Annotated in this window: 24 protein-coding genes; 6 read left to right on the top strand and 18 right to left on the bottom strand. The window is 54.2% G+C overall.

What is annotated here, in order from left to right:
* Nucleotides 1–6: 6 nt before the first annotated feature.
* Entirely contained in the window at nt 7–1,110 is a 1,104-nt protein-coding gene (gene pdhA / locus ACFPOF_RS13050) for a pyruvate dehydrogenase (acetyl-transferring) E1 component subunit alpha (RefSeq protein WP_378133251.1), read from the bottom strand.
* Nucleotides 1,111–1,353: 243 nt separating this feature from the next.
* Between pdhA and ACFPOF_RS13055 the strand changes: the two genes are divergently transcribed.
* Nucleotides 1,354–2,109: an alpha/beta hydrolase gene (locus tag ACFPOF_RS13055; RefSeq protein WP_378133253.1), complete on the top strand. Its 756-nt coding sequence runs from the start codon at nt 1,354–1,356 to the stop codon at nt 2,107–2,109.
* Here the strand turns inward: ACFPOF_RS13055 and ACFPOF_RS13060 are convergent.
* Nucleotides 2,106–2,582 carry a low molecular weight protein-tyrosine-phosphatase gene (locus ACFPOF_RS13060; RefSeq protein WP_378133255.1) on the bottom strand — a complete coding sequence of 159 codons (477 nt, stop codon included), beginning with the start codon at nt 2,580–2,582 and terminating at the stop codon, nt 2,106–2,108. The two genes, ACFPOF_RS13055 and ACFPOF_RS13060, sit on opposite strands and share 4 nt — an antisense overlap.
* Nucleotides 2,579–3,220, bottom strand: coding sequence for a trimeric intracellular cation channel family protein (locus ACFPOF_RS13065; RefSeq protein WP_378133257.1), 642 nt, complete (start codon nt 3,218–3,220; stop codon nt 2,579–2,581). Before ACFPOF_RS13065 ends, ACFPOF_RS13060 begins: the two co-directional genes overlap by 4 nt.
* A 135-nt stretch (nt 3,221–3,355) precedes the next feature.
* Between ACFPOF_RS13065 and ACFPOF_RS13070 the strand changes: the two genes are divergently transcribed.
* On the top strand, nt 3,356–4,030 hold the full coding sequence (locus tag ACFPOF_RS13070) for a thiamine diphosphokinase (RefSeq protein WP_378133259.1): 675 nt from the start codon (nt 3,356–3,358) through the stop codon (nt 4,028–4,030).
* Here the strand turns inward: ACFPOF_RS13070 and ACFPOF_RS13075 are convergent.
* Nucleotides 4,027–4,800: an MBL fold metallo-hydrolase gene (locus ACFPOF_RS13075; protein ID WP_378133261.1), complete on the bottom strand. Its 774-nt coding sequence runs from the start codon at nt 4,798–4,800 to the stop codon at nt 4,027–4,029. The two genes, ACFPOF_RS13070 and ACFPOF_RS13075, sit on opposite strands and share 4 nt — an antisense overlap.
* Before the next feature lie 91 nt (nt 4,801–4,891).
* Between ACFPOF_RS13075 and ACFPOF_RS13080 the strand changes: the two genes are divergently transcribed.
* The 3 genes from ACFPOF_RS13080 to ACFPOF_RS13090 are packed head-to-tail and all read left to right on the top strand — an operon-like array spanning nt 4,892 to nt 8,566.
* Complete coding sequence (locus ACFPOF_RS13080) at nt 4,892–5,974, top strand: GerAB/ArcD/ProY family transporter (protein ID WP_378133263.1); 1,083 nt, start codon at nt 4,892–4,894, stop codon at nt 5,972–5,974.
* Entirely contained in the window at nt 5,971–7,392 is a 1,422-nt protein-coding gene (locus ACFPOF_RS13085) for a spore germination protein (RefSeq protein WP_378133265.1), read from the top strand. Before ACFPOF_RS13080 ends, ACFPOF_RS13085 begins: the two co-directional genes overlap by 4 nt.
* Nucleotides 7,393–7,405: 13 nt before the next feature.
* Nucleotides 7,406–8,566 carry a Ger(x)C family spore germination protein gene (locus tag ACFPOF_RS13090; protein ID WP_378133267.1) on the top strand — a complete coding sequence of 387 codons (1,161 nt, stop codon included), beginning with the start codon at nt 7,406–7,408 and terminating at the stop codon, nt 8,564–8,566.
* Between the two features lie 27 nt (nt 8,567–8,593).
* On the opposite strand, the gene ACFPOF_RS13095 is transcribed toward ACFPOF_RS13090, so the two are convergent.
* Nucleotides 8,594–9,265, bottom strand: coding sequence for a GNAT family N-acetyltransferase (locus ACFPOF_RS13095; protein ID WP_378133269.1), 672 nt, complete (start codon nt 9,263–9,265; stop codon nt 8,594–8,596).
* Nucleotide 9,266: 1 nt separating this feature from the next.
* Nucleotides 9,267–9,941 (bottom strand): GNAT family N-acetyltransferase, encoded by a 675-nt coding sequence (locus ACFPOF_RS13100; protein WP_378134385.1) that lies wholly within the window; start codon nt 9,939–9,941, stop codon nt 9,267–9,269.
* Nucleotides 9,942–10,282: 341 nt separating this feature from the next.
* Here ACFPOF_RS13100 and ACFPOF_RS13105 point away from each other — a divergent pair, with 341 nt between their 5' ends.
* Nucleotides 10,283–10,792, top strand: coding sequence for a C40 family peptidase (locus ACFPOF_RS13105; protein ID WP_378133271.1), 510 nt, complete (start codon nt 10,283–10,285; stop codon nt 10,790–10,792).
* A gap of 68 nt (nt 10,793–10,860) precedes the next feature.
* Here ACFPOF_RS13105 and ACFPOF_RS13110 read toward each other — a convergent pair whose 3' ends face one another.
* From ACFPOF_RS13110 to ACFPOF_RS13165, 12 genes are all read right to left on the bottom strand, one after another.
* On the bottom strand, nt 10,861–12,210 hold the full coding sequence (locus ACFPOF_RS13110; protein WP_378133273.1) for a sensor histidine kinase: 1,350 nt from the start codon (nt 12,208–12,210) through the stop codon (nt 10,861–10,863).
* Nucleotides 12,207–12,905: a response regulator transcription factor gene (locus ACFPOF_RS13115; RefSeq protein WP_378133275.1), complete on the bottom strand. Its 699-nt coding sequence runs from the start codon at nt 12,903–12,905 to the stop codon at nt 12,207–12,209. The genes ACFPOF_RS13110 and ACFPOF_RS13115 overlap by 4 nt, the downstream gene beginning before the upstream one ends.
* Nucleotides 12,906–12,927: 22 nt before the next feature.
* Nucleotides 12,928–14,142 (bottom strand): chromate efflux transporter, encoded by a 1,215-nt coding sequence (gene chrA / locus ACFPOF_RS13120; protein ID WP_378133277.1) that lies wholly within the window; start codon nt 14,140–14,142, stop codon nt 12,928–12,930.
* Between the two features lie 110 nt (nt 14,143–14,252).
* Complete coding sequence (locus ACFPOF_RS13125; RefSeq protein ID WP_378133279.1) at nt 14,253–15,935, bottom strand: serine/threonine protein kinase; 1,683 nt, start codon at nt 15,933–15,935, stop codon at nt 14,253–14,255.
* A gap of 111 nt (nt 15,936–16,046) precedes the next feature.
* Entirely contained in the window at nt 16,047–17,099 is a 1,053-nt protein-coding gene (locus ACFPOF_RS13130; protein WP_378133281.1) for an SAM-dependent methyltransferase, read from the bottom strand.
* Entirely contained in the window at nt 17,066–17,845 is a 780-nt protein-coding gene (locus tag ACFPOF_RS13135; RefSeq protein WP_378133283.1) for an ABC transporter ATP-binding protein, read from the bottom strand. Before ACFPOF_RS13135 ends, ACFPOF_RS13130 begins: the two co-directional genes overlap by 34 nt.
* Nucleotides 17,842–18,162 (bottom strand): thioredoxin family protein, encoded by a 321-nt coding sequence (locus ACFPOF_RS13140; RefSeq protein ID WP_378133285.1) that lies wholly within the window; start codon nt 18,160–18,162, stop codon nt 17,842–17,844. The genes ACFPOF_RS13135 and ACFPOF_RS13140 overlap by 4 nt, the downstream gene beginning before the upstream one ends.
* Nucleotides 18,155–18,505: a cyclic-phosphate processing receiver domain-containing protein gene (locus tag ACFPOF_RS13145; protein WP_378133287.1), complete on the bottom strand. Its 351-nt coding sequence runs from the start codon at nt 18,503–18,505 to the stop codon at nt 18,155–18,157. Before ACFPOF_RS13145 ends, ACFPOF_RS13140 begins: the two co-directional genes overlap by 8 nt.
* 43 nt (nt 18,506–18,548) lie before the next feature.
* Nucleotides 18,549–19,376: an Fpg/Nei family DNA glycosylase gene (locus tag ACFPOF_RS13150; RefSeq protein WP_378133289.1), complete on the bottom strand. Its 828-nt coding sequence runs from the start codon at nt 19,374–19,376 to the stop codon at nt 18,549–18,551.
* A gap of 61 nt (nt 19,377–19,437) precedes the next feature.
* Nucleotides 19,438–20,319, bottom strand: coding sequence for an HAD-IIA family hydrolase (locus tag ACFPOF_RS13155; RefSeq protein ID WP_378133291.1), 882 nt, complete (start codon nt 20,317–20,319; stop codon nt 19,438–19,440).
* A 4-nt stretch (nt 20,320–20,323) separates the two neighbouring features.
* Nucleotides 20,324–21,709 carry a ribonuclease H-like domain-containing protein gene (locus tag ACFPOF_RS13160; protein WP_378133293.1) on the bottom strand — a complete coding sequence of 462 codons (1,386 nt, stop codon included), beginning with the start codon at nt 21,707–21,709 and terminating at the stop codon, nt 20,324–20,326.
* Nucleotides 21,706–23,991, bottom strand: coding sequence for a DEAD/DEAH box helicase (locus ACFPOF_RS13165; RefSeq protein ID WP_378133295.1), 2,286 nt, complete (start codon nt 23,989–23,991; stop codon nt 21,706–21,708). The genes ACFPOF_RS13160 and ACFPOF_RS13165 overlap by 4 nt, the downstream gene beginning before the upstream one ends.
* Nucleotides 23,992–24,003: the final 12 nt, after the last annotated feature.

Consider the following 24,003-nt stretch of genomic DNA (forward strand, 5'->3'; position numbering starts at 1 on the left):
TTGCATTTATTGGAAATCGGCTTTTTGTTCTTCGAGATGCGGCGGCGTCGTTTCGAACATCGAATCGATCAAGCCGGCAACGGTCATTTTCTCCGTTTGCTCCGCTTTTTTGATATGCTCGTTCACCGCGTTTTTCGCTTCTTCTTTCACGCGCGCAGTTTCTTCCTCGGACCAGAGGCCCTTCTTCTCCAAATATTTGCCGAAGCGAACGAGAGGATCTTTCAAGCTCCACTCCTGCTCTTCTTCTTTCGTCCGGTATTTGCTTGCGTCGTCGGCCATCGAGTGAGGACGGAAACGATACGTCAAGCCCTCGATCAACGTCGCGCCGCCTCCGTTCCGACCGATTTCGGCCGCTTCTTGCACTGCGGAGATAACCGCTAGCACGTCCATCCCGTCAACTTGAATACCGCGGATGCCTGCCGCCAGCGCTTTATGCGCGATCGATTGCGCTCCCGTCTGCTTCGCATACGGCGTCGTGATCGCATAACCGTTGTTCTGAACGAAGTAAATGACAGGCAGCTTAAACGAACCCGCGAAGTTCATGCCTTCGTAGAAGTCCCCTTCGGAGGAGCCGCCGTCGCCTGTGTACGTGATCGCGACGCGTTTCTCGCCTTTAAGCTTAAAGCCCATCGCGATGCCCGTTGCGTGCAAGATTTGCGCGCCGATGATGATTTGGGGCATCAGAACGTTAACGTCTTGCGGAATTTGACCGCCGTGCTGGTGACCGCGGGAATACAGGAACGCTTGGTACAAAGGCAATCCGTGCCAGACGATCTGCGGCATGTCGCGATAACCTGGGCATACGAAATCTTCCTTGTTCAGTGCATATTCGCTGCCGACCATCGTCGCTTCTTGTCCGGATACCGGCGCATAGAAACCGAGACGGCCTTGACGACCCAAGTTCACGGCACGGTCGTCCCATGTGCGCGTAAAAACCATTCGGTACATAATTTCTTTCAATTGCTCGTCGGAAAGCTTAGGCATACGATCCGGATTGACGACTTCGCCTTCCGGAGACAATACTTGCAGCGGAGCGACATTTTCCGACCTGACTTCATGCGAGAGAGCGCCTTTCAGCGTTGCCGGCGCTTCCGTGGATACTTTGCTCATTAGGTTCACCTCATCTTGAATTGTGGAAGAGGGCTTTCTGTTATAGAATTATTATATCCCTGTTTAAGTGATTTGGTCAAAGAAAAACTCGACAAACCCTTTATTTATATAGCTTTTGACAAAATCATGTTTGTATAACAGAGGCACATTTATTATGTAACAGTGTAATACAACTTTGCCTTTAGCCTTCATTTGGTTTACCCATGCCCGACTTATCCCATACGTGCCGGAGGAGGTTGTCCGATGAGCGACAATCCATTGTACAGAAGAACGATTAATAAACATGTCATTCCGAGTCGATATTTGCCGGAAGGAGAACGTACCCTTCGCGTTTATTTACCTCCCGGTTATCAGGCCTGGATCAGCTATCCCGTCGTCTATTGCCAGGACGGCGAAGACTTTTTTAACTTTGGAAGGATCGCTACTCACGCTCAGCGCCTTATTCTGGAGGAAGGCTGGGAACCATTCATCATCGTCGGCGTCGAAGTCGACAAAAGCCAAAGAACGTCCGAGTACGCCCCGGACGGTAACCGCTATGCGGCTTACATGAAGTTTTTTGCCGAAGAAATGATCCCTTGGATGGAGACAAATTACCCGGTTCGCGATGAGCCTGAGCAGCGATTGCTGGCTGGTGATTCACTCGGAGGCGCGGTGTCTCTGTCTCTTGCCCTCGCCTACCCGCACTTGTTCAGCCGTATCGTCTCCTTATCCGGGGCCTTCTACGATTCCTACATTGAACAGATTAAAGCAGCAGGCCCACTCAACCGGTTGAAACTGTGGATGGTCGTCGGATTGCAGGAAACGGCTTACGAAACGGACCGAGGGGTATACGATTTCGTTGCTTTGAACCGGGAGGCGGTTGCAATATTGAAAGCCAAAGGCGCGAAACTGTTGTACGAGGAAAAAGACGGGGAGCACAAATGGGGCTTCTGGCAGCAACAACTGCCGGAGGCGCTGGCCGTCTTTCTTGGACCAACGCCTTCTCCATTCCATGATTAATTGACGTTCAATTTTGCTTTGATCGACGCGAGCAGCCGTTCGCAGCCTCTTGTCACAAGATCGTACACTTCGTCGAAGTTGCCTGTGTAATAAGGATCGGGAACATCGTTAATGCCCGCTTCGGGAAGGACGGACAGGAACCGTATGACTTCCGTCCCACTCCCGGCGCCGATAACTTTCCGAATATCCCGTTCATTGTTCGAGTCCATCGCCACGATCAGATCGAATCGCCCGCCGTCCGCCGCCGCGAACTGGCGGGCTTTCATCCCTTCGTACGAAATGGAATGGCGATCGAGCTGCGCTCTCGTCCCTTCGTGCGGCGGTTTGCCGATGTGCCAATCCCCCGTGCCGGCGGAATCGACGAGAACGTCATTTTCCACCCCGTCCCGGCGCACGAGATTTTTCATGACCGCTTCTGCCATCGGGGAGCGGCAAATGTTACCTAAACATACGAACAGCACAGAATAACTCATCCTTGGTCTCCTTGCGAGCGGCCTCCCGGCGTACGCAGCAACGAACGGCGAGGCAGCTTCCATTTGTAATGTACCGATAACATGCGGAACAAGACGACAAGCAGGAACAGCGCGAACAACTCCCAAGGCTTGTCTAGTTTAATGACGCTAAGCGCAAGTCCGGCCAGTATCGCCCACACAGCATAGATTTCGTCATGAAGAACGAGCGGTTTGCGTCCGGCCATAATATCCCGAATCATACCGCCGCCTATACCCGTCATCATGGCGGCGACCATAACCGCGCTGATCGGCAATCCGTTGTTCACCGCGAATGAAGCGCCTTGAATGGCGAACGCTCCGAGTCCAATCGCATCGAAGAACGCCTCGGCCCTTTTCCAATGAACAATCCAGACGGCAGGTAATAGAAAGACGATTAATATCGAGGTGACGGCGATTTTTAACGAGACACTTTGCTCCCACAACGTCGTAACAGGCACGCCGATCAGCAAATTACGCACGACGCCCCCGCCGAACGCCGTAACAAGACCCAAGGCGAACACGCCCAATATATCATACGCTTCTTCCATAGCTACGATTGCGCCGCTGACCGCGAATGCGATAACGCCGACGATACTAAATACTTGAAATTCCCATCCCACGCTGGTCTCTCCTCCGTTGCCTTTCCAATCCTCCCAATTGTAGCGGGCATGACGCCGGATCGCAACGGGGTTTTTCGGGCTTTATCGCTATTTTTTCGTTATACTAAAAGCATTAATGAAACCCGGAGGTCAAGGATGACACAACAAGAAAATCAAGAGGAAACAAATAAGCGCGCCCTGATATTCACTGGAGGTACGTTGGGCCAATGGGCGCTTGACCGCATCGAAGAAGGAGATTTTCTTGTCGGCGCAGACCGCGGCGCCGCCTTCTTGATCGAGAATGGACGAACCCCCGATTTGGCGCTTGGCGATTTCGATTCGGTCTCAGCACGCCAGCTCGAACGTATTCGTCAGATTTCCCGGCAATTCATCGCATTCGATGCAGTGGACAAAGACTGGACCGATTCGGAACTTGCCCTCCGTGAAACAATCTCGCGAGGTTATCGGCAAGTCGATCTTCTCGGCGCGTTAGGCACCCGCTTCGATCATAGTTTCGCCAACGTGCAGTTGCTTGCCTACGCCAATGAACAGGATTGTTCGCTAGCGATTGTGGACGAGCGCAACGAAATCCGGTTATGCGATAGCCGAATGACGCTCACCTTCGATCCCGCATATACTCATGTCTCCCTGCTTCCGCTCACTTACGAAGTAAAAGGCATTACGCTGACCGGCTTCCGTTACCCGCTACACGAGGCTACGATTCGCGCTGGCGCCTCCATCGGCGTAAGCAACGTATTGGACGCGCTGTCCGGGACGATCGCGATTACAGAAGGGCTGCTCCTCGTTATCCGCACCCGGGACACGCCCTAGATCGTCAGCTTCAACCCCGTCTTTGCGATCTGCACATGAGCGGGAAGACCGTAATCGCATCTCAAATCTACGTCATGGGATAGATGAGTAAATACGACGGAATCGGGCTTTATTTCTTTCACCAATGCTAGCCCTTCCTTCATGTCGTAAACAGAACGGGTATTCATGGGATAAGGTTCTTCCACGAAGCTTGTCCCGAGAACGAGCAAATCCAACCCCGCGAGAGGCGCTTTTTGTTCCTCTGTCAAATCGATCGCATCCGAGCAATACGCCCATTTCACGCCGCGACTGGCATGATCGAACCGGTATGCGTAACTGTAGCCATTTTTGCCGTGATTGACCCGCCACGACATGATCCGCCAGTCGCCGTATGATGCCCCTTCGTCGCTCGTTTCGAACCGAAACTGACGATCGACCCACGGAAATCTTGAAAGAACGTCGCGGACCACTTCGCGCGGTGCGCCGATCGATGCTGCCGCTTGCGTCCAGCGGCAAGCGTCGGCCCATTCGGGCAGCCCGCCGATATGGTCGAAGTGAGCATGCGTCAGCAACGCCTGCTTCACGTTGCGTAGACCGGCGACTTCCATCTGCTCCCGCCAATCAGGTCCGCAATCGAGCAGAAGCGGGGCCTCCCCTTCTTCTTCGAGCAGCAGCGAAGAACGGAGCCGTCGATTGACTCCCGTCTCTCTTGCTTCCACACATACGACGCAATCGCAGTATACTCTAGGCGTTCCCATTGAATCGCCAGTCCCCATAAACGTGATGTTCATGCTCCAATCTCCCCGTATGCTGAATAGGTATCGGCCCGTCAGGAAATCATTTACATGAGTTTCCTAACCTACACGGACCGAGGTCATCCATTTGAATCCTTCATATACGTTCCTGCAATTTAGCTTTGTCATGATTATGTCGATCGGCATTCTGAACCATGTGCTCGTCATCCCCGTGCTCCTCGGCGTCTCCGGCCGTGACGCTTGGCTGTCCGCGATCATCTCATTCGCGTTGCTGCTCCCTCTTCTCGCGATCATATCCGCAGCCGCTGGCAAAATCGGGAACAAGCCGCTTATGCACATGTTGAAAAATCGATACGGACGCACGCTTGCTTTCGCCATCTCTTCCGTATTCGTCATCTATCTGTTGCTATCCGCCGCCGTGACAAGCAAAGATTTGACGACTTGGACGAACTCCTCCTATTTGCCGGAGACGCCGCCGTTCGTCATCGCGGCGACTTTTATTGGTCTGGCTTACGCAACTGCGGCGAATGGCATCCGTTCTATCGTCTATTCCTCCATGATCCTGCTTCCTTTTGTCGTGCTCCTCGGTTTTTTCGTATCGATAGCCAACATCCCGCACAAAGATTACGGATTGTTGTTTCCGCTCTTCGAGCACGGCGTCGCACCGATGTGGCGCGGGATCACTTACGCCGGGAGCGGCCTTGTCGAGCTTGTCTTGCTGTTATTCATGCAACAGTACTTGGATAAGCCGATGAAGTTCCGGGGAGTTTTCCTGCTTGGATTGATGCTGATTGGCCTGACGATCGGCCCCCTTATGGGCGGTTTGTCGGAATTCGGTCCGTTAGAAAGCAAAGTGCAACGTTATCCGGCATTCGAAGAATGGAGGTTGATCAAAATCGGCACCTATTTCGAACACGTAGACTTCCTGTCCATTTTTCAATGGCTAAGCGGCGCATTCGTGCGTCTCAGTTTCACTTTATTTCTCATCGGGCAATTTTTCAACTTTAACAGATGGGCTTTTCTGGTTTGTTCGCTGCTCACGCTCGGGCTTGTCATGTTGCCTGTAAGCGATATTAGCTTTGTGTATTATCTTCGTGTCTATTACTTCCCTGTAGTCTTTGTGTGCATGATCGTTGCGGCGCTAGTCCTGCTCCTTCTTCTGCTCAAGCGTCCCGCCCCGTCGAAGTCGAATAAGGTGAACCCCGCATGAGCGCGCTCGAGTTGGTCGCCGCACGTTACAAGCGTTGCGCTGACGTTTTGCGCGAAGATATTCCGATAACGAACGAGTCTCATATCGTCCTTTTTTACTGCCGCTCGCTTTGCGACATGCAGCAATTAAACCGTACGTTGCTGCCCGAACTGCAAAACATTCTTGAGAACGTTCCTTCGGAAGCATTCGACGAAGAAGATACGCCGCGCTCCTTTCGTCTAGGCGCCGTCGATGCCGAAGATCCGGAAGCGACAGACAACGCCTTGTTCGGCGGAGCCGTGCTGATCGGTCTGCCGGGCAAAGACATTCTGTACCTTTTTCGCGCTCCGAGCATCCCTTCACGGAACACCGAGGAGACGAATATCGAAGTATCGATCCGCGGCCCGCGCGACGGGTTCGTCGAAGCCATTCAGACAAATCTCGGCTTGCTCCGTAGAAGATTGCCTACGAACACGGTCGCGTTCGACTTCTACCGAATCGGCACAAAGACAAAGACGCAGGTCGCGCTCATCTATGATACGGAGAAAATCAACGCGACGACGCTTCGCTTAATCCATGAACGGTTAGGCGAGCTGGAAACCCAGATCGAAGAGCTGACGACCGCCTCCCAGGCGGAAGAACTTTTGTCGGATCAACCGTTCAGTCTTTTTCCGCTCACAATCTATACCGGAAGGCCGGATTACGTGTCTTCTTGCGTGCTAAGAGGACGGTTCGCGCTAATCATCGACGGCGTCCCGGGCGCATCCGTTGCCCCAGCCAATCTGAACATGCTGCTACAGACGCCGGAGGATGCCCATTTCAATTACATCTCTGCTTCTTTTGGACGGCTGCTCCGTATATTCAGCCTTCTCGTCGCCATTTTTTTACCCGGTTCATACATCGCTCTGACCGGTTATCACCAAGACCAGATCCCCTATCCTTTGCTCGCGACTATCGTCCAGACACGGCAAGGCATCCCGCTTAGCACCCCTCTTGAAATGCTGCTGGTGCTCGGCCTGCTGGAGATGTTCAAGGAGGCCGGATACCGATTGCCTTCTATGGCCGGTCAGACGCTGACTGTCGTCGGAGGTATCGTCATCGGCGACGCCGCCATTCGCGCAGGCCTTTCGTCGCCTGCGATGATCGTCGTTTCCGCCATCTCGATCGTGGCCGGCTCGACGCTCGTCAGCCAGACGCTCGGGGGCACGGTCAGCATTTTGCGTCTGATTGCGGTGTTAATATCGTCCATTTTAGGCATGTATGGTTTTATTTTAAGCGTGTTGATTCTCGTTGTATATTTAACGGGATTAACTTCCTTCGGCGTCTCTTACTTGGCACCGGAAGCCCCGTTTATGCCCAAGGATATTGTTAGGTCATTTCTGTTATTCCCGAGAACGGTACGCGGAAGGGTACCTAAATATCTACGAAAAAAGCGATAAAGGACTGAGCGAGGTGAAAGCTGTAACGCGCTGTCTCGCTCTTGCCGTCTTCCTCTCGTCATGTTTGGCGACGGCAGGTTGCTGGGACTTCAAAGAAGTTAATCATATGAACTATTTGTCCGCGCTTGCGATCGACTATATCGATGGAGAATACGTCGTCTATTTGCAGGCGAACACCTTTACGAATATCGCCAAAACGGAATCCGTCAAGCCACAAGGCAATAAAACGTCGGTCGTCGGGACCGGCAAAGGGAATACGATCGGAGACGCGATTTTTCACTTGTACCAGACGGCGCAAATGCGTGTCTATTGGGGACAAATCAAGGCGCTCGTCTGCACGAAAAGAGCTCTCCTTAAAGCAGGAGTTGTCGATTTGACCGATTTGATCAATCGGTACCGCGAAATGCGTTACAACTTGTGGGTTTTCGGAACAGAAGACTCTCCGGAACGCTTGTTTAACAACGCGCCTTATTTTGGACTATCCATCTTCGACTCGATTTTGATGAAACCGGACGAAACCTATCGGCAGTTTTCCCTCATCGCTCCGATGTTCTTGCACCGCTTTCTGTCGGACTTTTACGAGAAAGGGAAAACCGCCATGCTGCCGATTCTCTCATACGACAAAAAATCTTGGGAAGAAGGCGCCAAACCATCTCCTCAGCTAAAGATCGTGGGCGCTTTCTTTTTTCGCAACGAAAAGCTGTTCGGCATGCTGAATGGCGAACAGCTGGAGGGCAAAGCTTTCATGACTCAGAAAATGATCCGGATGCCGATTAAAATCTATAACACGAATCAAACGACACCTGCGGTTACATTTGTAGTTCATACAAAAAAAGTCCGTATCGATTACGAGATCGAAGACAACACCGTTCAATACGACATTACGATAAGCGTTAAAGCCTATCTCGACGAAATGATGGAGAATATCTCCCAGGAACGGATGAAGCGACTACTCAAGCAGGCCATCGCTGAGCGAATCAGGAGCACTTACGAAATCGGCAAAAAAATCGATACGGACGTATTAAATTTGCAATACGACATGTACAAATTCCATCATCGCGACTGGGTCAAATACGTCAAAGACGACCCTAAAATGAAAGCGGCGAGGCTAAGGAATATAAAAGTAAAAGCGAGCATCGCGCATTCGGGCAAATACAAGGAGTATGTCTACTAGGTTCGCGAAGATTTCAGCGAACAATCATTAAAGCGGCGCGAGATTGACGGTTTCCATCTCGTCCAACTTGGCGATCATCTCTTCCCACTCGCGAGGGCGGTTCGGCAGCGCCTCGTAATATTTCTTCAGGAAACGCGACACAAGCGCCGCATCGACTGTTTCGGCCTCTTCGTCAGCGGACAGGAAGCCGAGATCGAGTTCGGTTACCGCTTTCCCGGCGTGGTCCCATGACGGATGAACGTACGGAAAATCCAGCTTGCGGTAACCGAGGTGGGAAAGCACTTCGCGTCTGACTGCCGGATGCATCGCAATCACGTTGCCGAAACGCAGCGACGTTACGGCATGCGGCTTATAGATTTCAGCGAACATGCCGATCGATAACGTGTCGCTTTCCTGCTCAAGCCTACGTAGATCTTTGGACCTATTCAAATATAGAAATCTTCCGACGCCCAGATTGGAGACGCCAATAATCGTAAAATCCGTCATCGCGACTCGCAAATCCGGATAATAGCGATATTCCGTTGCGCCAACAACCGCCCCGTCGTGTATGGCGACGTATACGTGAATGTCCGGGTCTCCGATCGGCTCCTTCCATAGCTCGAACGCAAGGACTTCCTCTGGCGGAAAAATCGAGCTCATCATTTTGTGCATGGAGGCAAAGTTCGCATCTTCAATCGAAGTCACTCGAATATATTCCATTTTATTTATTCTCCTTATCGAAAGGGTTTCTCCATTCCATAAGCGCTGCGCAGTCGGCCGACTGCTCGTCGTCCAAATAGTCTGCGACAACGCCAACCGGCATTCTTCCGCATGCAAGCATGAAGGAAATGACTGGATCCCGGCGCTTGCCCGTGCACACTTCCGCCAAATACGCTTCTGGCGACAAATCGCCCGCCACTGCGGCGTAACCGGGCATTCGCCCTCCCCCTAGCAGTCTGGCACAGCGCAAATGGACAACCGTCTCATACATCGCCTGCATTAACTGTTTACCCACACCCAGCTTGCGGTAAGCGGGCGCAACACAAAGATCGACAACATAGACCGTGTCTCCGTCCGGTTCATGATTGCGGATATAGCCCTCGTTCGTCGCAGTCGCCCAACTTTCGTGGCCGTTATTTGGAATGTTACGTCTGAGAGCGGTCATCGAACCAACGATAACGCCGTCGACTTCAGCGCAAAGCGCCCCTTCCGGAAACCGACTCACGTGTTCGGATAGTTGCTCAGCGTTCCACCACAGCTCGGGCGGGTAAGGAGGCGGAAAACATTGCGCTTGAAGATCGATCAGCTTCGCGAAGTCCCCCCATTCATAGTTGCGTATCGTAACCTCAAACATACGGTCCAGCTCCGGTATTTTGAACCTTTTGTACACGTGCATATCGCCTCCAGTTCTTAAGCCCGGGTGCATAAGGAGGATGTCGTAACCGACATAACAGCGGCACGACTTCATACCCCTTACTCTTCTCCTATCTTATAGGATAGGACGAAAGCCGGGCAAGCAGGAATCGTCCGCCCTGTATATTCATCGTCTTTCGCACCCTATGGGGAGCACAAATGAGAAAACATTCATTTTTTTCTAAGAAACGCTCGAAATCGCCGCTTTAATGCCTTTTCTGCTCTCCTTGGAAAAATATAGTCGATTCCAGGTTTGTTATACTGAACGACGAGACATTACACCGAACGACATCGGATTCGCATCGAAAGGACGGATGTAAGGCAATGATTCGAACTAAAGGATGGCTGCGCCGTATCGCCGTCGTCGGGCTTAGCGCGACGATCGCGTTCGTTGGGACCGCCATTGGAGGAAGCCAGCGGGCTGAAGCGGCACAAGCAACGAGCAAACAAGCAACGAGCAAAGCGGACAAAATCATTTCACTTGGCAAAAAATACATAGGCGTCAAATACAAGTTCGGAGCTACGCCAGGATCGACGAAAGCGTTCGACTGTTCTAGTTTTACGCAGTACGTATTCGGCGAAAGCGGCATCGAGCTGGCTCGAGTGTCCAGCACGCAAGCGACGGAAGGCGTTAAAATCGCCCGTAAAGACTTGAAAAAAGGCGATCTCGTATTCTTCCGCGTACCGAGGACCGGTAGCAAAATCGGCCACGTTGCCATCTATATCGGGAATAACAAAATTTTGCATACGTACAGCTCTACTGGCGTCACCATCTCCTCCCTCGGCGAGAAGTATTGGAACACCCGTTACATCACCGCAAGACGCGTCCTTTAATCTTAATCATTTGGCAGTAAGAAATAAAACCGGCATCGGAACAAAACCCGATACCGGTTTCTTTGCGTCTATTTGCGCGGGAATTGAATTGCAATCGTCGTTCCGTTCCCCTGCTTGCTGTACACTTCGACGGTCCCTTCGTGAATGTCGACTATTTTCTTCGCGATCGACAAGCCAAGCCCGCTTCCGCCGGTCGACCTGTGGCGCGCCTCGTCAACGCGATAGAACCGCTCGAACATATACGGGATTTCGCTCTCGGGCACTCCGATGCCGTAATCCGTCACTTCTAGTTTGATCGTGTTTTTGGAGTGTCGGATACGTACATCGATCGGCTCTTTGCTGTACTTGATCGCGTTGTCGATCAGAATGAGCAGTAACTGGCGAACTTTTTCTTTGTCCCCTTTCATATAAACGGCATTGTCGGAATGCACGCGAATTTCTCTCCGGAAAGTCTTGCCGAGCACTTCGGATAGTTCCCTAACAACGCTCGTCACGTCGAAACGGGAAACGTTCATCCAATCGTCCTGCTCTGCCTCCGCGAGCGTCAGCATCGAGCGGATCAGGTGCTGAAGCCTTTCCGTTTCCTTCGCAATCGCCTCGATCGCCTCGTTACGCACCTCGGCATTGTCCCTGCCCCATCGCTTCAGCATGTCCGTATAGCTGGAAATAACCGTAAGCGGAGTTTTAAGCTCATGTGACGCATCGGCGACAAAATGCTTCTGGTGCTCGATCGTCCGGTCAATCCGATCGATCATTTGGTTAAACGCCCGAACGAGCTGTTGCAGCTCGATCGATTCTTCACGGCCGTTCAGCTTCACCCTGTACAATTTCCCGCTTCGGTCGATTTCCCGCATCGTCTGCACCATCTGACCGATCGGTCCCGTCAGCCGCGATGTGAACCAGTACGTACCGAATATAGCGAACACGATCGCACCGACGCTCGTTACGCTTAACGCGCCTACAAGAATTTGCAAATAGCTGTCCAGCACCGTCAGCCGTCTTGCCGCTTCAACCGCTCCGATCAGATGCCCTTGCTCGAAGAAAGGCACGGACAAGTAAAGAACGCGTTGACCGTTAATATGCCTTGTCTCCGACAAGTTGTACGGCTGCATTTGCGGCGGGATGCTTAGCAGCAATTCGTCCGTCCCGACCTGGTTCGCGACACGGACGTCGCCTGTAACGATTCTGAGCATTTCGTTATAATTGTACATGTCCGTCAACAGCTTTTTATCTTCGAGCCCTCTCATCCCTTGCTTTCGCAAAGTTTCGATAACGAGATCCGCTTTGTTCGTCAGCAATTGCAGTTCGCCCCGCGTTGTCACTCGGATAACGAAGAAGTACACGAACACGTTGTATAAGATCAAAATAAAAATAAGCCAGAATACGGTAAATAGCGTAAATCTGGATCTTAACGTCATGCATCCGGCTCCTTCAACATATATCCGACGCCGCGCACCGTGTGCAGCAGCTTATGCCTGTAACCTTTGTCCATCTTCTGACGCAAATAACGAATGTAGACGTCTACGACATTCGTATCGCCGATATATTCGTAACCCCAGACGTCCGACAAAATCTCATCCCGTGTCTTCTCGGTGTTTTTATGCCGCGCCAAGTAAAGCAGCAGTTCAAACTCCCTTGGAGTCAATTCAATGGAATGATCTTTGCGGAACACTTTGCGAGTGAGCAGTTCAATCGACAAATCGCCGATCTTCAGCACGTCCTCGCTCTCTCCTTCACGCGACGCTTTGAAAATACGCAGCAAGTTACGCACCCTCGCTAGCAGTTCTTCCATTGCAAAAGGTTTCGTAATGTAATCGTTCGCGCCGTGCTCGAATCCGCTTACTTTGTCCGGTACCGTATCCCGGGCAGTCAACAAAATGACGGGAACGGCTCCGTCGTTTTGACGCAACCGGCGCAGCACCTCAATGCCGTTTAACTGCGGAAGCATGACGTCGAGTAAAATCAAATCCCATTCCCCGGACACCGCCATCTCCAATCCTTTGCGTCCGTCGGCCGCGCGCCCGACGCCGTATCCTTCGTGTTCAAGTTCTAACTGGAGAATTCGCGCGATCGCGTCTTCGTCCTCGATGATCAAAATATTTTCGTTGTTCATCTCGCTCACCTCGTTCACCTCATCAATAAATCAGCAAGCCGGTTACGGCCGCCGCTACGGCAAGCAGCCATGGCGGGCATCCCCAGACGGCGATTGCCAGAAACCCGACACCAGCCGCAATCAATTCCGTTTCATTATGGATTGTGCCGATCCAGACCGGATCGTATAACGCCGCCAGCAGTATGCCGACGACGGAAGCGTTCACGCCGCTGAGTGCGGCTCTTGTCGTCCGAAATTCCCGAAGCCGACTCCAGAAAGGCAACACGCCGGCAACGAGCAGGAATGACGGGAGAAAAATACTGATCAGCAATAGGATTGCCCTAAAAATGCTTTCTGTTCCAGTCGCGGATGCCGCACCTAAATAAGCCGCGAACGTAAATAACGGCCCCGGTACGGCTTGAGCTGCCCCATATCCGGCGAGAAAGCTGCGCTCGTCCGTAAAGCCGCCCCCGACGATCTCGTCGTGGAGCATCGGCAGCACGACATGTCCGCCTCCGAAAACAAGAGATCCGGCTCGATAGCCGATATCCGCGAGCCGGGCAGAAGCATGCGGCCACGCTGCGGCAAGTGCCGGAAGCGCGGCTAGCAGAGCCGCGAAAAGCACAAGGCAGACGACCGCGCCAGTCGCCGTTCGGCGGTTTGCAGGCCGTGCCTCAGACCGCTCTTGACGCTCAGGGGTCAGCGGCATCGCCTCTCCTCGCGGCTTAAGGAACAACACTCCCGCAATTCCGCAGAGCGCAATCGGAGCCAGCTGCCCGAGGGCACCCGGGACGGAGATGGCAAACGCGGCTGATGCCGCAACCATCGCAATGCGAGGCTTGTCCGGAGCGAGCGTACGGCCCATGCTCCAGACCGCCTGAGCAACAACGGCAACGGCAGCCAGATTCAAGCCGCGCACCCAACCTGCGTCCGCGATGGCGCCATGTCTGGAGAGAAACGCAAACAAAGTCAGTAACAGCGCAGACGGAAGCGTGAACCCAAGCCATGCGACAATCCCGCCAAGCAAGCCCGCACGGCCGATACCGATCGCCATGCCAAGCTGACTGCTGGCCGGTCCGGGCAAAAATTGGCATAAGGCGGTCAAATCCGCGAATTGTTCATCCGAAATCCATTTCTTGCGAGTCACATACATTTGCCTGAAATATCCGATGTGCGCAACAGGGCCGCCAAACGAGGTCAAGCCTAACCGTAACGCCGTCAGACCGACTACCGACAATCGTTTCCGCTTTTGTGCCATTCCGTTTCTCCTTCGACAACGCCTTCTCCCTTCTCTATTGTATCATGGCTGTCAAAACCGACAAAACCCGACATACTCTCGCTTCTAGAGCATGGTATGCCGGGTTTTCGTCACCTGCCGTCGATTCTCGCTGCCATGCGAACGGATGCGGCATTCCAGGTCGATATCCATGCGGTAAACGCTCCCGAAATCGCTTGCTTCGACCGTTCGTCCACCGGAATCCCTTCTCCGTTCCACAACGCGCTTAACATCATATCCGTCGGCAGTTCCGGAAAACAAACCGTTGGAGCGAATGGAAACATGCGAAGCCATGCGACCCGTTCGCGGAATGCGCGATCCCGGTTCGCAACCCAATCGCAGGCGACGCCGTAATCGGCCGCTTCCCTATGAATTTCCTCGCAAGCCGCCTGCCTTCGCGCCGTCCACTTGACCGGAAAGCAGTCCGCCACGAAAACGATACGGTCGGCGTGACGCATTAGCCATTCCGCCGATTCGGAGCGATCCCAACCTCCAGAGATGTCAAGCACGACAACTGGCACGCCCAATACGCCAAGCCATGCCGCAAAAGCCTCGCTCGGACTTTCCCCGCTTGCCGGTTCCTCGGGGTCGTTCGGATAATACGCAGCCCTGCCGCATCGCCAGGCGGGCACGGCAGCTTCCCCGCCGTTCGCTCTGGAGAATACAGCGCCTCCAGGCATACGCTTCGCGCCGTCAAGGCGGGCGTATAGCTCAGCTTCGATGCCAGGCCATTCCACGAGTGCATGCGTGACACCGATAGAGTCAAGCGTCGCTGACAAACCAAGCGCAACCGTCGAAGCGCCCGCACCGGGATAAGCGGACACCAGCGCGATGATATACGTATCGTTTCTCCCATTCCGATTGATTGGTTCACCTACATTGTAGCTGCTGCTCCTATGCTCTCTCGCCTCTTCCGGATGCCTCCAACCGTCAGCACTGTCGCAGCACAGGCGCAGCTCGTCCGCCAGCTCTCTTGCAGATTGCGGGCGGTGAGTCGGATCATCCGCCAAGAGCCCCCCCAACAGGCGGACGAACGTTTCTGGAACATCGGCCCGGAGCTTGCCACGTATAACCCCCTTCAAGCGTAATGCGGACTGACCGCCCGACAGCAAGAAGTAGGCTAGCGCGCCAAGTCCGTATAAGTCCGTCCGTTGATCGGACTGTTCCCCGCGAAGCTGCTCTGGCGCGGCGAAGCCGGGTGTGCCAAGCATTAACGTATCCTTGTTCGCCCAAGGCCTGTAACGGCGGGCAATGCCAAAGTCAACGAGTATCGCTGTTCCTTTCCGATCCAACAGCACATTCGCAGGCTTCAAGTCGCGAAATACGATGGGCGGCCGCTGTGCATGCAAGTAGACGAGCACATCGCACAAGTCAGAGACAGCCCGCAGTACGAGCGAAAAAGGTAGATCGCGGCCAAATTTCTCGAATCTGTCGGCCAGCGTGTCTCCGGCGATGTAGTCCATCACGATACAAGCGACCCCGCCGTTCTCTTCCGGCGAATAATAATCAACGATCGCCGGCAGACTCGGATGCTCCAGCTCGCTCAGCAGCCTCGCTTCCGGGAGGAAAGCACGGCTTTCCTCTGGTAACGGACGCGTCAGCTTTAGCGCGCGACGTTTGCCTCCAAGCCGCGTATCTTCCGCCAGATAGACGCGTCCCATTCCGCCTTGACCGATTGGCGCAACGATCACATAACGCCCCGCGAACAGCTCCCCGGGGGTGAGCATCAACCCTTCGTCACGGTCATTCCCCGTATGTTTCCCGTCCATTTCCATTGCTTCATCCTCCTCGTCTACTGCCGCAAACATAAAAATCCCGCGAGCGGGACGCCCCTTCGATCATTGAAGGGATCGTCCGGCCGCGGGATGCTTTCCCTGCCGAGCCAATTATTTTCTTTTTACCCACATTGTAACTTCTTCCCTGTTGTGAAACAACTGCTTCACTTGCAATATATCGAACCTGCGGCCGTATTCCTTCGTGAGCTCCTGAATGCTCTGGAACGGCTTGCGATACATGAGTTTCAGCGTAATGATGCCGGATGCTCCGGCGGACAATGCATCCGCAAGCTCATTCACAATGTTGCACGTATGGTGCGGATCCCAACTCATGTCGCAAACAAGAAGGTCGAACGAACCCGGCGGGAACGACATTTCTGCCGCATTGCGCCGAATATGGCGTAGTCTCGGATGCATCTCGAGCGACGGATCCATCTCCGCCGGATCGACTGCCGTCACCTTCAGGCCGCGCTCGAGCAGCACGGATGTCCAGCCACCAGGCGCGGCGCCAAGATCGAGTGCATGAGAAAACCGATCAAGCGGCAACCCGAACGCCTTCTCGGCTTCGAGAAGCTTAAACGCCGCTCGGGAAATCATCCCCTCGTCTTTCCGAAAGCGCGGTGCTCCTCCCGGCCAGTCGGACAAATTGTCGCGAGGCTTCGAACATCCCATAAACAGTTTCTTTTTCGTCGCGTAGATGCTTACGATCCAGTCCGCTTCTCGAGCGACCGGTTCGCCGCCCAATTCGCGAACGACGCCCGCAACCTCGTCTCGCCCTTCGGCCGATCCGAAGGGGAACGGGCTATGCTGCTCCTTGCGAACCTGGATCGCAACTTTGGCTCCCCGCACACGTTCGCCTAAAGTAGCGGCATAATCGCGCAGCGCCTTCGAGGTCTCACCCGGATCGGCAGAAACGTCGAGTTCTCGCTCTATCGGGAATAGATGCCGGAGAAAGACCGGTTCTTGCTTACGCAAGTCCTTTAGCAGCGCTTCGGGCTCAACATCGCCGTTCGTGAACGTAAACGTTTCTCCCGGCGCCAGTCCGGACACTTTAGTCCCCGGAATGCGCCTGCGGATTTCTTCCATCGCGTAAGGCGCGAACCCCGGGTTCGCCGTTGCGGCGTAAGTCGTCATTTGCTCGTCACCTTTCCAACTTCGATCCATGGCCGCTCGTCTTTCCACCGAATTTCGATCGGCAAATCGTAGGCTTCTTTAAGCCTTTCCGCCGTCAACACTTCTTTCTTCGGCCCTGCGGAGAGAATACGCCCCTCAGCCATAAGCGCTACATGCGTAACCATTGGAATGATTTCTTCGATATGATGCGTCACATACAGCATAGACAATGATCTTGAAGATAAGTCCGATAACGTCGCCAGAAACTTCTCCCGCTCGAACAAATCCAAGCCGGCGCAAGGCTCGTCCAAAATTAGAAGCTCGGGGGAAGCCATCATCGTACGCGCAAGCAGGGCCTTCTTGCGCTCCCCTTGCGACAGCGTGCCGAACGGCTGCTCCGCGAGATGACGCAAGCCAACTCTCTCTAGCTCGGCGAACGCGCGCTCCCGAACTTCAGCTTCAATCTCGACGTAAAAACGCAAAAATGCGAAAGCTCCGCTAGCCACAATTTCCCACACCGGGTCGCGAAGCGTCATTTTCTCGATCAGGGCAGGACTTATGTAACCGATTCTTTTGCGCATTTCCCGTACGTCCACTTGTCCGTAACGTTCCCCGAGCACATCAACCGTGCCGGACGTCGGGAACTGATACCCCGTAATGATTTCCAATATCGTCGACTTGCCGCAGCCGTTGCGCCCGAGCAGCGTCCAGTGCTCGCCCGGGTTCACATTCAGATCTACGCCTTGCAAAATCAAACGATCTTCTCTGCGGAAAGTTAGTCCTTGCAGTTGGATCATCGTTCATCCCTCGCATTTCTCATCGTCTCTACCAATTCCGTAACGGAAGGGAAACGGTAATTTTTTGTCCACTCTCCAGAAGCTTTCTTCACAAGCAAACACGGTACGCTTTCGATGCGAAACTTCTGAGCAAGCTCCGGCATCGCGTTCAAATTCGCTGCATTCACCGGCAGCTCAGGCACAAGCTGTTCCGCGACCGCAAGCATTTTCTTCACTGCCAGGCATGTCCCGCATAAGGGCGTGTGCACGAAAACGGCGAACGGCGCCGGGGCGAACGACCATTCTTTCATCCAACTCGCCGGCTCCCAATCACGCATTCGCATCGCCCCCGCTTGCCGCAGCGGCATCGAGCACGCGCTGAGGCATCGGTCCGTCATGAACGATGACGCCCGCCGGATTCGCGGCACGCAACTCGCGCACCATCTGCTCGCGTCCGTACAAGCTGGACGAATGGACGTATACTTCTTTCGGATACAAGCCTCTGACGACCATCCCGTGAACGACTGCAAGTCCGTTTGGTTGCCCATATCCGAGCTCGAAGTCAAGCGATAGCACGTTCACGTCACACTCCGCAAGCAGCAACAAGCATTCTTCCGCCGACCTGGCGGCAACGAACCCTATTGGGCAAGCACGGATGTCATCCAAATAAACGTTGATCATCGGTTTGTCCCCCCGTTTCGCTTCGAAGCGGTTTCCATCCGAGTTATCCGACCGTATCTTGGCAGGAGGGACAGAACTCCATTTTGCGTCCAGCTGTCGTCTCCATACGAATCGGCGTGCCGCAAGTGAAACAATTCTCTCCTGCGCGGCCGTGCACTTTCAGATATTTCCGATAACCGCCTGCGATATCATCATCGTTCGTGGTCATCGGATGAAGCACGCAACCGCCCTTGTCGGCCGCTTCCGCAAGAACATCCCTCATGGCGCGGTACAACTTTTCCGTTTGTTCCGACGAAAGCGCACTAACAGGCGTTCCGGGGTGTATACCGGCCGCAAAAGCGATTTCATCCGCGTACATGGATCCGATTCCCGCCACGAACCGTTGATCGGTCAGCGTCGTCTTCAGCTTGCCCTTCTTACCGGCCAATCGCTTCGCGAATACTTCCAATGTCAGTCTTGAATCAAGTGCGTCGGGACCGTTCTGCTTCATCAGCTCGATCGCAGCTTTCGCAGTCATGCGGTGAACATACGCCGCTTTCATACCGCTAAGCCGAAGCGATTTACCGTCATCGAACGTCAGCGCGATGTCGACGCGAACTCCTTCCGTATCGGATGAAAGATCGCCATATTGAACCCTGCTGTCAGCTGACAACGTCATCACAAGCCGATAACCGTCGTCTAGATGGAACAATATCATTTTGCCCTTCCGCTCAACGAACAGCAATACTCGCCCTTTTAACGCTTCACCGAACACTTCGGGTGTTTCATTGACGGTTGCCGGTTTTGCAACGGCGACATCCGTGATGCTTCGGCCGCACAACCCTTCAGACAATTTCGTTCGGTAATACTCTATTTCCGGAATTTCCGGCATGCTGTGATCTTCCCTTCCGCTTGAGCCGCGCGCATGTTCATTCTTGCCTCGATGGCGTTCATTATAGCATATTGTCCAGCAATTGCATGACTTGTTCCGGACCTTCGCACACCGCGTCCGGCTTCACATTCGCGTCGACGCAAAGTTCTCGCCAATTATCCGGCGTACAAAGTCCGGTCAGCACAAGTACGGACGGACAGCCCGAGTTACGTGCGGCAGCCAGGTCCGTGTAAGGGTTGTCGCCGATAACCCAAGCTTGTTCCGCCGTCGTTCCGGCGAGTTCTAAGGCAAAGTCCATAATGATCGTCGACGGCTTCCCGATGACGCGCGGAGATTGGCCGCTCGCCGCTTCCAGCATCGCTCCGAGGCTGCCTGCTCCTGGGAGAAAACCGTCTCCAACCGGCAAAAGCCGATCCGGGTTCGTCTGCACGAAACCGGCACCCGCAAGCAATTGTCTCGTCGCTTCCGCCAGTCGGGAATAAGACAATGCTCGGTCCAGGCCTTGCACGACAAAGTCAGCTATGGCGAGCTCCCGCGACTTCCCCTCCTCCGACTGTTCCCCAATTAGACGCAGTCCGGCTTCACGAAGCGCTGTCTTTAACCCGTGTTCCCCGATCGCGAACACTGCAGCCCCTGGCGACCTCGCTTGAATATCGTAAGCGGCTGCCAGCGCGGAGGTGACGATTTCTTCATGATGCGCGACAATATTCATTCGTAGAAGATGATCGGCAACTTCAGACGGCGTTCGCGTAGAATTGTTCGTGACGAATAATGGCGTGAGCGATTTCGTGCGCGCATATGCAACAAGCTCCGAAGCACCCGACACCGGCTCGTCTCCGCGATACAAAGTGCCGTCCAGGTCGAACAGCAGCGCGCACGGAGTCGGGAATTTCTTTAATGCCATTAAATTCATTTCTTGCGTATGTGAAGCGATAGACGCCATGCGGTCATTCCCTCTCCCTTTCTCCCAGCCGCGCCGCTTTCTCCCGAATCCGGGCCAGACGTCGCTGCCAGCTTTCTTTCTCTTCCCGATGCTTGGCCGCATTCGCAGCCACAAGTTTCGCCCGGCGACGAACGAGCTCCAGTGCTTTCTCTGAGTAGCCGATCGCGATGTCGAGCCTCTTGTCCCGATGCTCATAATAGATGGCAAGTTCAAGATGCGCCTCCAGCTTCGGGGCAGCCGATTGTTCCGCCCGTTCGGCTGCTTGCTGCCAAAGCGGCAGGGCAAGTTCATGGCGCCCGGTTTTCTTGTATCGGGATGCTAGCGCCAAGCACCAATTGCCGTCTCCAATGTCGCCCCGTTCCGCCAATCTCGCGAACAACGTCTCCGCGATGTCCGATTTGCCGTGCAGCTCCAGCCAACACGCCGTTCGGTACAATTCCTCGCTCCCGGCCTCGTTCGCATGTGTAGCCAACTCTCGTTCGCTTAACAATACTCCAAAATGTACAGATAGGGAAGCAAGCGTTAAAATATCTTGCTCGTTATGAACGAATACCCCTCGCAAATGCTCGGGATCTCCGTCGCTTAAATAGCGGAAATATAAAGTGGGCGCAAGCGAACCCGGAACGTCGTCTTCGCGGACGAATCCGAGCCTCTCCACCTCCACTGTCGCAAGGCGGCACGAAGCGAGCGTATTGCGCCAAAGCGCCCTGGACGGATGCAGAAAGTCGAGATGGGCCGGCTCAGTCCCGTTTTTGCGCCACCCGTTTAATATAAAGCGGTTCACAAGCACGGGCCAGTCGAACGTCCGTCCGTTGTAGGTGACGAGGTGGCTGCGCTCGCCCATTTTGCCTAGCAGATAGCTGAGCATCGCCTTTTCTTCACCCGGGTGACGAATAAGCGCCTGTTCAACGACAAACGCATTGGATTCGCAATAGCCAAAGCCGATCATGAACGGCACATTACCCGCGCCGACTCCAAGACCCGTTGTCTCGGTATCAAGGAACAACAGGCGCGATACGTTAAGCGGCTGCGGATCAGCTTCTTTATTCTGACGGTGAGCGACCGGAGACAAATAGCCAGCGATCGAAGCTAGCTCCGCCAAGTCGTACACGCCGTGATGATACGGAAACGGATAGCGGACGGTGCGCAGCAGGAACGACCCGAGCTCCGTACGTACAACATCGATACCGAGACGGCGAAAGCCTTCCGGTATCTTCTCCTGTCCAGAGTTAGCTATCACTTGTTCGCGATTGGAAACTTCGTGCTGTTCCGCAGTTGCTCCCACTCTAACCTCCGAGCCATCCTCTTTCGTTATTACGTTCTCTCCCGTCTCTTCCGACGGCACCTGACCACGCAGCCTGCCAAGCCTCTCCCGCAATCCTCCGTTCATCGGCGCTCCCTCACACTGTCAAGCATGGACAACGCCAAATCTTTGCCAAGCAGACCGACTTCCTCGATCGGGCCGACGCAAGCCGGACAACCGCTCAGGCAACCGCATCCGACGATAAGCCGCTGCGCTTCCTCGAGCAACATGTCGTGCTTCTCATAAAGTCGCTCGCTCAGACCAATGCCTCCGGGATAACGGTCGTAAAAATAAATCGTAGGCCGTTTCGTATGCGTCGCCTTCACTTGCGGAACGACTCGGATGTCGAGGGGATCGCACATCAGATGCAGCGGCGCAAGGTGAATAAGCACGTTGGCGAGCCCAAGAAGCGCCATCTGCATGTCGTTGGCGCTTCGTTTGGCCGATTCTTCCTCCGAGAACGTGAACCAGTATCCGCTCGTGTGAAGAATTTCCTCTGGCAGATGGATCGGGCCGCTGCCGATGTTCTCGTGCGTGCGCAATCTGATTTTTTTGAAAATAGTCGGTTTAGCCATAACTGTTACTTCTCCATATTGACGTGTCAGCGGACCAGACGCCGATTCCCTGTCAACGTGTAACACTTTGAGTTCGACGGCCAGACTCGCGTCCGTGAAGTAATCGACGTTGACTTGGCGAACGTATGCTTTCTTCTCCGGATAATCCAGCTTCTCGACTTGATACTGCACGCCTTCATGCAAGTAGATCGCTTCTTCATGGACAAGCGTCGGCGCGCTGAACCGGTCAACCTCGCCGATGACGCGATGGCCTTCGGTCATATCGATGATGACGATGTTCTCCTGCGCGGCCGATCGCAGCGAAATGTTATGGGCAGGAAATGCCTGCTCCATCCAGTACCAGCGATTGCCGACCCGGTGCAGCACCTTCTCTTCGGCGAGGAATTCGAGCAAGTCGACCAGTTTTTCTCCTCCGAACGTGTCGCCCTCCTCGAACGGCAACTCATACGCCGCGCACTTCAGATGGTCGAGCAGAATGAGCAGGTTGTCAGGATGAATGCGAGCCTCTTCTGGCGGGCGCCCGAGAAAATAATCCGGGTTCTGGATCAGATATTGATCGAGTGGATTGCTGCTGGCGACGATAAACGTAACCGAGCTGCCTTGCCGCCGTCCGGCTCGTCCGGACTGCTGCCATGTGCTGGCGATCGTGCCCGGATAACCGTTCAGCACGCAAGCTTGAAGCTGCCCGATGTCGATACCGAGCTCAAGCGCATTCGTGCTGACGACGCCCCGGATTTCGCCGTTACGCAGTCCTTTCTCAATTTCCCTCCGAAGCTTCGGCAAATAGCCTCCGCGATAACCGCGGATAGACTTCGTTCCTAGCTCGCCCTTGATCGCGTCTTGCAAATAAGTAAGAAGAATTTCGACTCTCACGCGACTGCGGGCGAACACGATCGTCTGAATGCCGCTCTTGAGCAGCATCGACGCCAGCTTCTGCGATTCCAGCACGCTGCTTCTGCGAATGCCGAGCTGCTTGTTCACGACGGGCGGGTTATAGAATACCATATGTTTCTCCCCCGCCGGCGCACCGTTGTCATCAACTAGTGCGACCTCTTCCCCGAGCAGCCTTTCCGCGTGCTCGCGCGGGTTGCGAATCGTCGCCGACGCGCACAGAAACTGCGGTTCGCTGCCGTAAAACTTGCATATCCGCTTAAGCCGACGTATGACGTTGGATACATGACTGCCAAACACGCCGCGATAAGAGTGCAATTCATCGATGATGACGTATTGGATATTTTCAAACAACTTAACCCACTTCGTATGATGAGGAAGAATCGCCGAATGGAGCATATCCGGGTTCGTCACGACGATGTGGCCCGCGTTGCGGATCGCCTGGCGCACGGTCGGCGGCGTATCGCCGTCATAGGTATGCGTCTTGATGTCCGCCTCCATCAAGTTCGCCAATTCCTGCAGTTCGGCGACCTGGTCTTGCGCCAGCGCTTTCGTCGGAAACAAATAAAGCGCCCTCGCGCTGTCGTTATTCAGCAGAGTCTGGAGAACGGGCAGATTATAACAAAGCGTTTTCCCCGACGCGGTTGGCGTAACGGTGACGACGTGCCGCCCCGCACTCACCGCTTCGAAGGAAGCCGCCTGGTGCGTGTACAGCCGTTCTATGCCTTTGACGCGCAATGCTTCTGCCAACTTCGGGTGTATGGAAAAAGGGAGCTCAGACGTCCGGGACGGGCGTGCAGGCTCCGTATGCCAATAAGTAACGTTATCCATCAGCTCCGGCTTGCTTCTCAGCAAGTCGAGCCATTCGTCTACCGACTCCGTTCGCAGCGTATACGGATTCATGTTCATTTCCCC

The sequence above is a fragment of the Cohnella soli genome (assembly GCF_042655525.1).
GTDB lineage: Bacteria > Bacillota > Bacilli > Paenibacillales > Paenibacillaceae > Cohnella > Cohnella soli.

Coding starts and splice junctions, on each gene's coding strand:
- ACFPOF_RS13085 (WP_378133265.1), top strand. CDS start 5,971: ATGAGCGCGCTCGAGTTGGTCGCCGCACGTTACAAGCGTTGCGCTGAC.
- pdhA (WP_378133251.1), bottom strand. CDS start 1,110: ATGAGCAAAGTATCCACGGAAGCGCCGGCAACGCTGAAAGGCGCTCTC.
- ACFPOF_RS13165 (WP_378133295.1), bottom strand. CDS start 23,991: ATGAATCCGTATACGCTGCGAACGGAGTCGGTAGACGAATGGCTCGAC.
- ACFPOF_RS13135 (WP_378133283.1), bottom strand. CDS start 17,845: ATGATCCAACTGCAAGGACTAACTTTCCGCAGAGAAGATCGTTTGATT.
- ACFPOF_RS13160 (WP_378133293.1), bottom strand. CDS start 21,709: ATGAACGGAGGATTGCGGGAGAGGCTTGGCAGGCTGCGTGGTCAGGTG.
- ACFPOF_RS13100 (WP_378134385.1), bottom strand. CDS start 9,941: ATGCACGTGTACAAAAGGTTCAAAATACCGGAGCTGGACCGTATGTTT.
- ACFPOF_RS13110 (WP_378133273.1), bottom strand. CDS start 12,210: ATGACGTTAAGATCCAGATTTACGCTATTTACCGTATTCTGGCTTATT.
- ACFPOF_RS13115 (WP_378133275.1), bottom strand. CDS start 12,905: ATGAACAACGAAAATATTTTGATCATCGAGGACGAAGACGCGATCGCG.
- ACFPOF_RS13055 (WP_378133253.1), top strand. CDS start 1,354: ATGAGCGACAATCCATTGTACAGAAGAACGATTAATAAACATGTCATT.
- ACFPOF_RS13155 (WP_378133291.1), bottom strand. CDS start 20,319: ATGGCGTCTATCGCTTCACATACGCAAGAAATGAATTTAATGGCATTA.
- ACFPOF_RS13105 (WP_378133271.1), top strand. CDS start 10,283: ATGATTCGAACTAAAGGATGGCTGCGCCGTATCGCCGTCGTCGGGCTT.
- chrA (WP_378133277.1), bottom strand. CDS start 14,142: ATGGCACAAAAGCGGAAACGATTGTCGGTAGTCGGTCTGACGGCGTTA.
- ACFPOF_RS13125 (WP_378133279.1), bottom strand. CDS start 15,935: ATGGAAATGGACGGGAAACATACGGGGAATGACCGTGACGAAGGGTTG.
- ACFPOF_RS13145 (WP_378133287.1), bottom strand. CDS start 18,505: ATGATCAACGTTTATTTGGATGACATCCGTGCTTGCCCAATAGGGTTC.
- ACFPOF_RS13130 (WP_378133281.1), bottom strand. CDS start 17,099: ATGGATCGAAGTTGGAAAGGTGACGAGCAAATGACGACTTACGCCGCA.
- ACFPOF_RS13060 (WP_378133255.1), bottom strand. CDS start 2,582: ATGAGTTATTCTGTGCTGTTCGTATGTTTAGGTAACATTTGCCGCTCC.
- ACFPOF_RS13075 (WP_378133261.1), bottom strand. CDS start 4,800: ATGAACATCACGTTTATGGGGACTGGCGATTCAATGGGAACGCCTAGA.
- ACFPOF_RS13140 (WP_378133285.1), bottom strand. CDS start 18,162: ATGCGTGATTGGGAGCCGGCGAGTTGGATGAAAGAATGGTCGTTCGCC.
- ACFPOF_RS13070 (WP_378133259.1), top strand. CDS start 3,356: ATGACACAACAAGAAAATCAAGAGGAAACAAATAAGCGCGCCCTGATA.
- ACFPOF_RS13095 (WP_378133269.1), bottom strand. CDS start 9,265: ATGGAATATATTCGAGTGACTTCGATTGAAGATGCGAACTTTGCCTCC.
- ACFPOF_RS13150 (WP_378133289.1), bottom strand. CDS start 19,376: ATGCCGGAAATTCCGGAAATAGAGTATTACCGAACGAAATTGTCTGAA.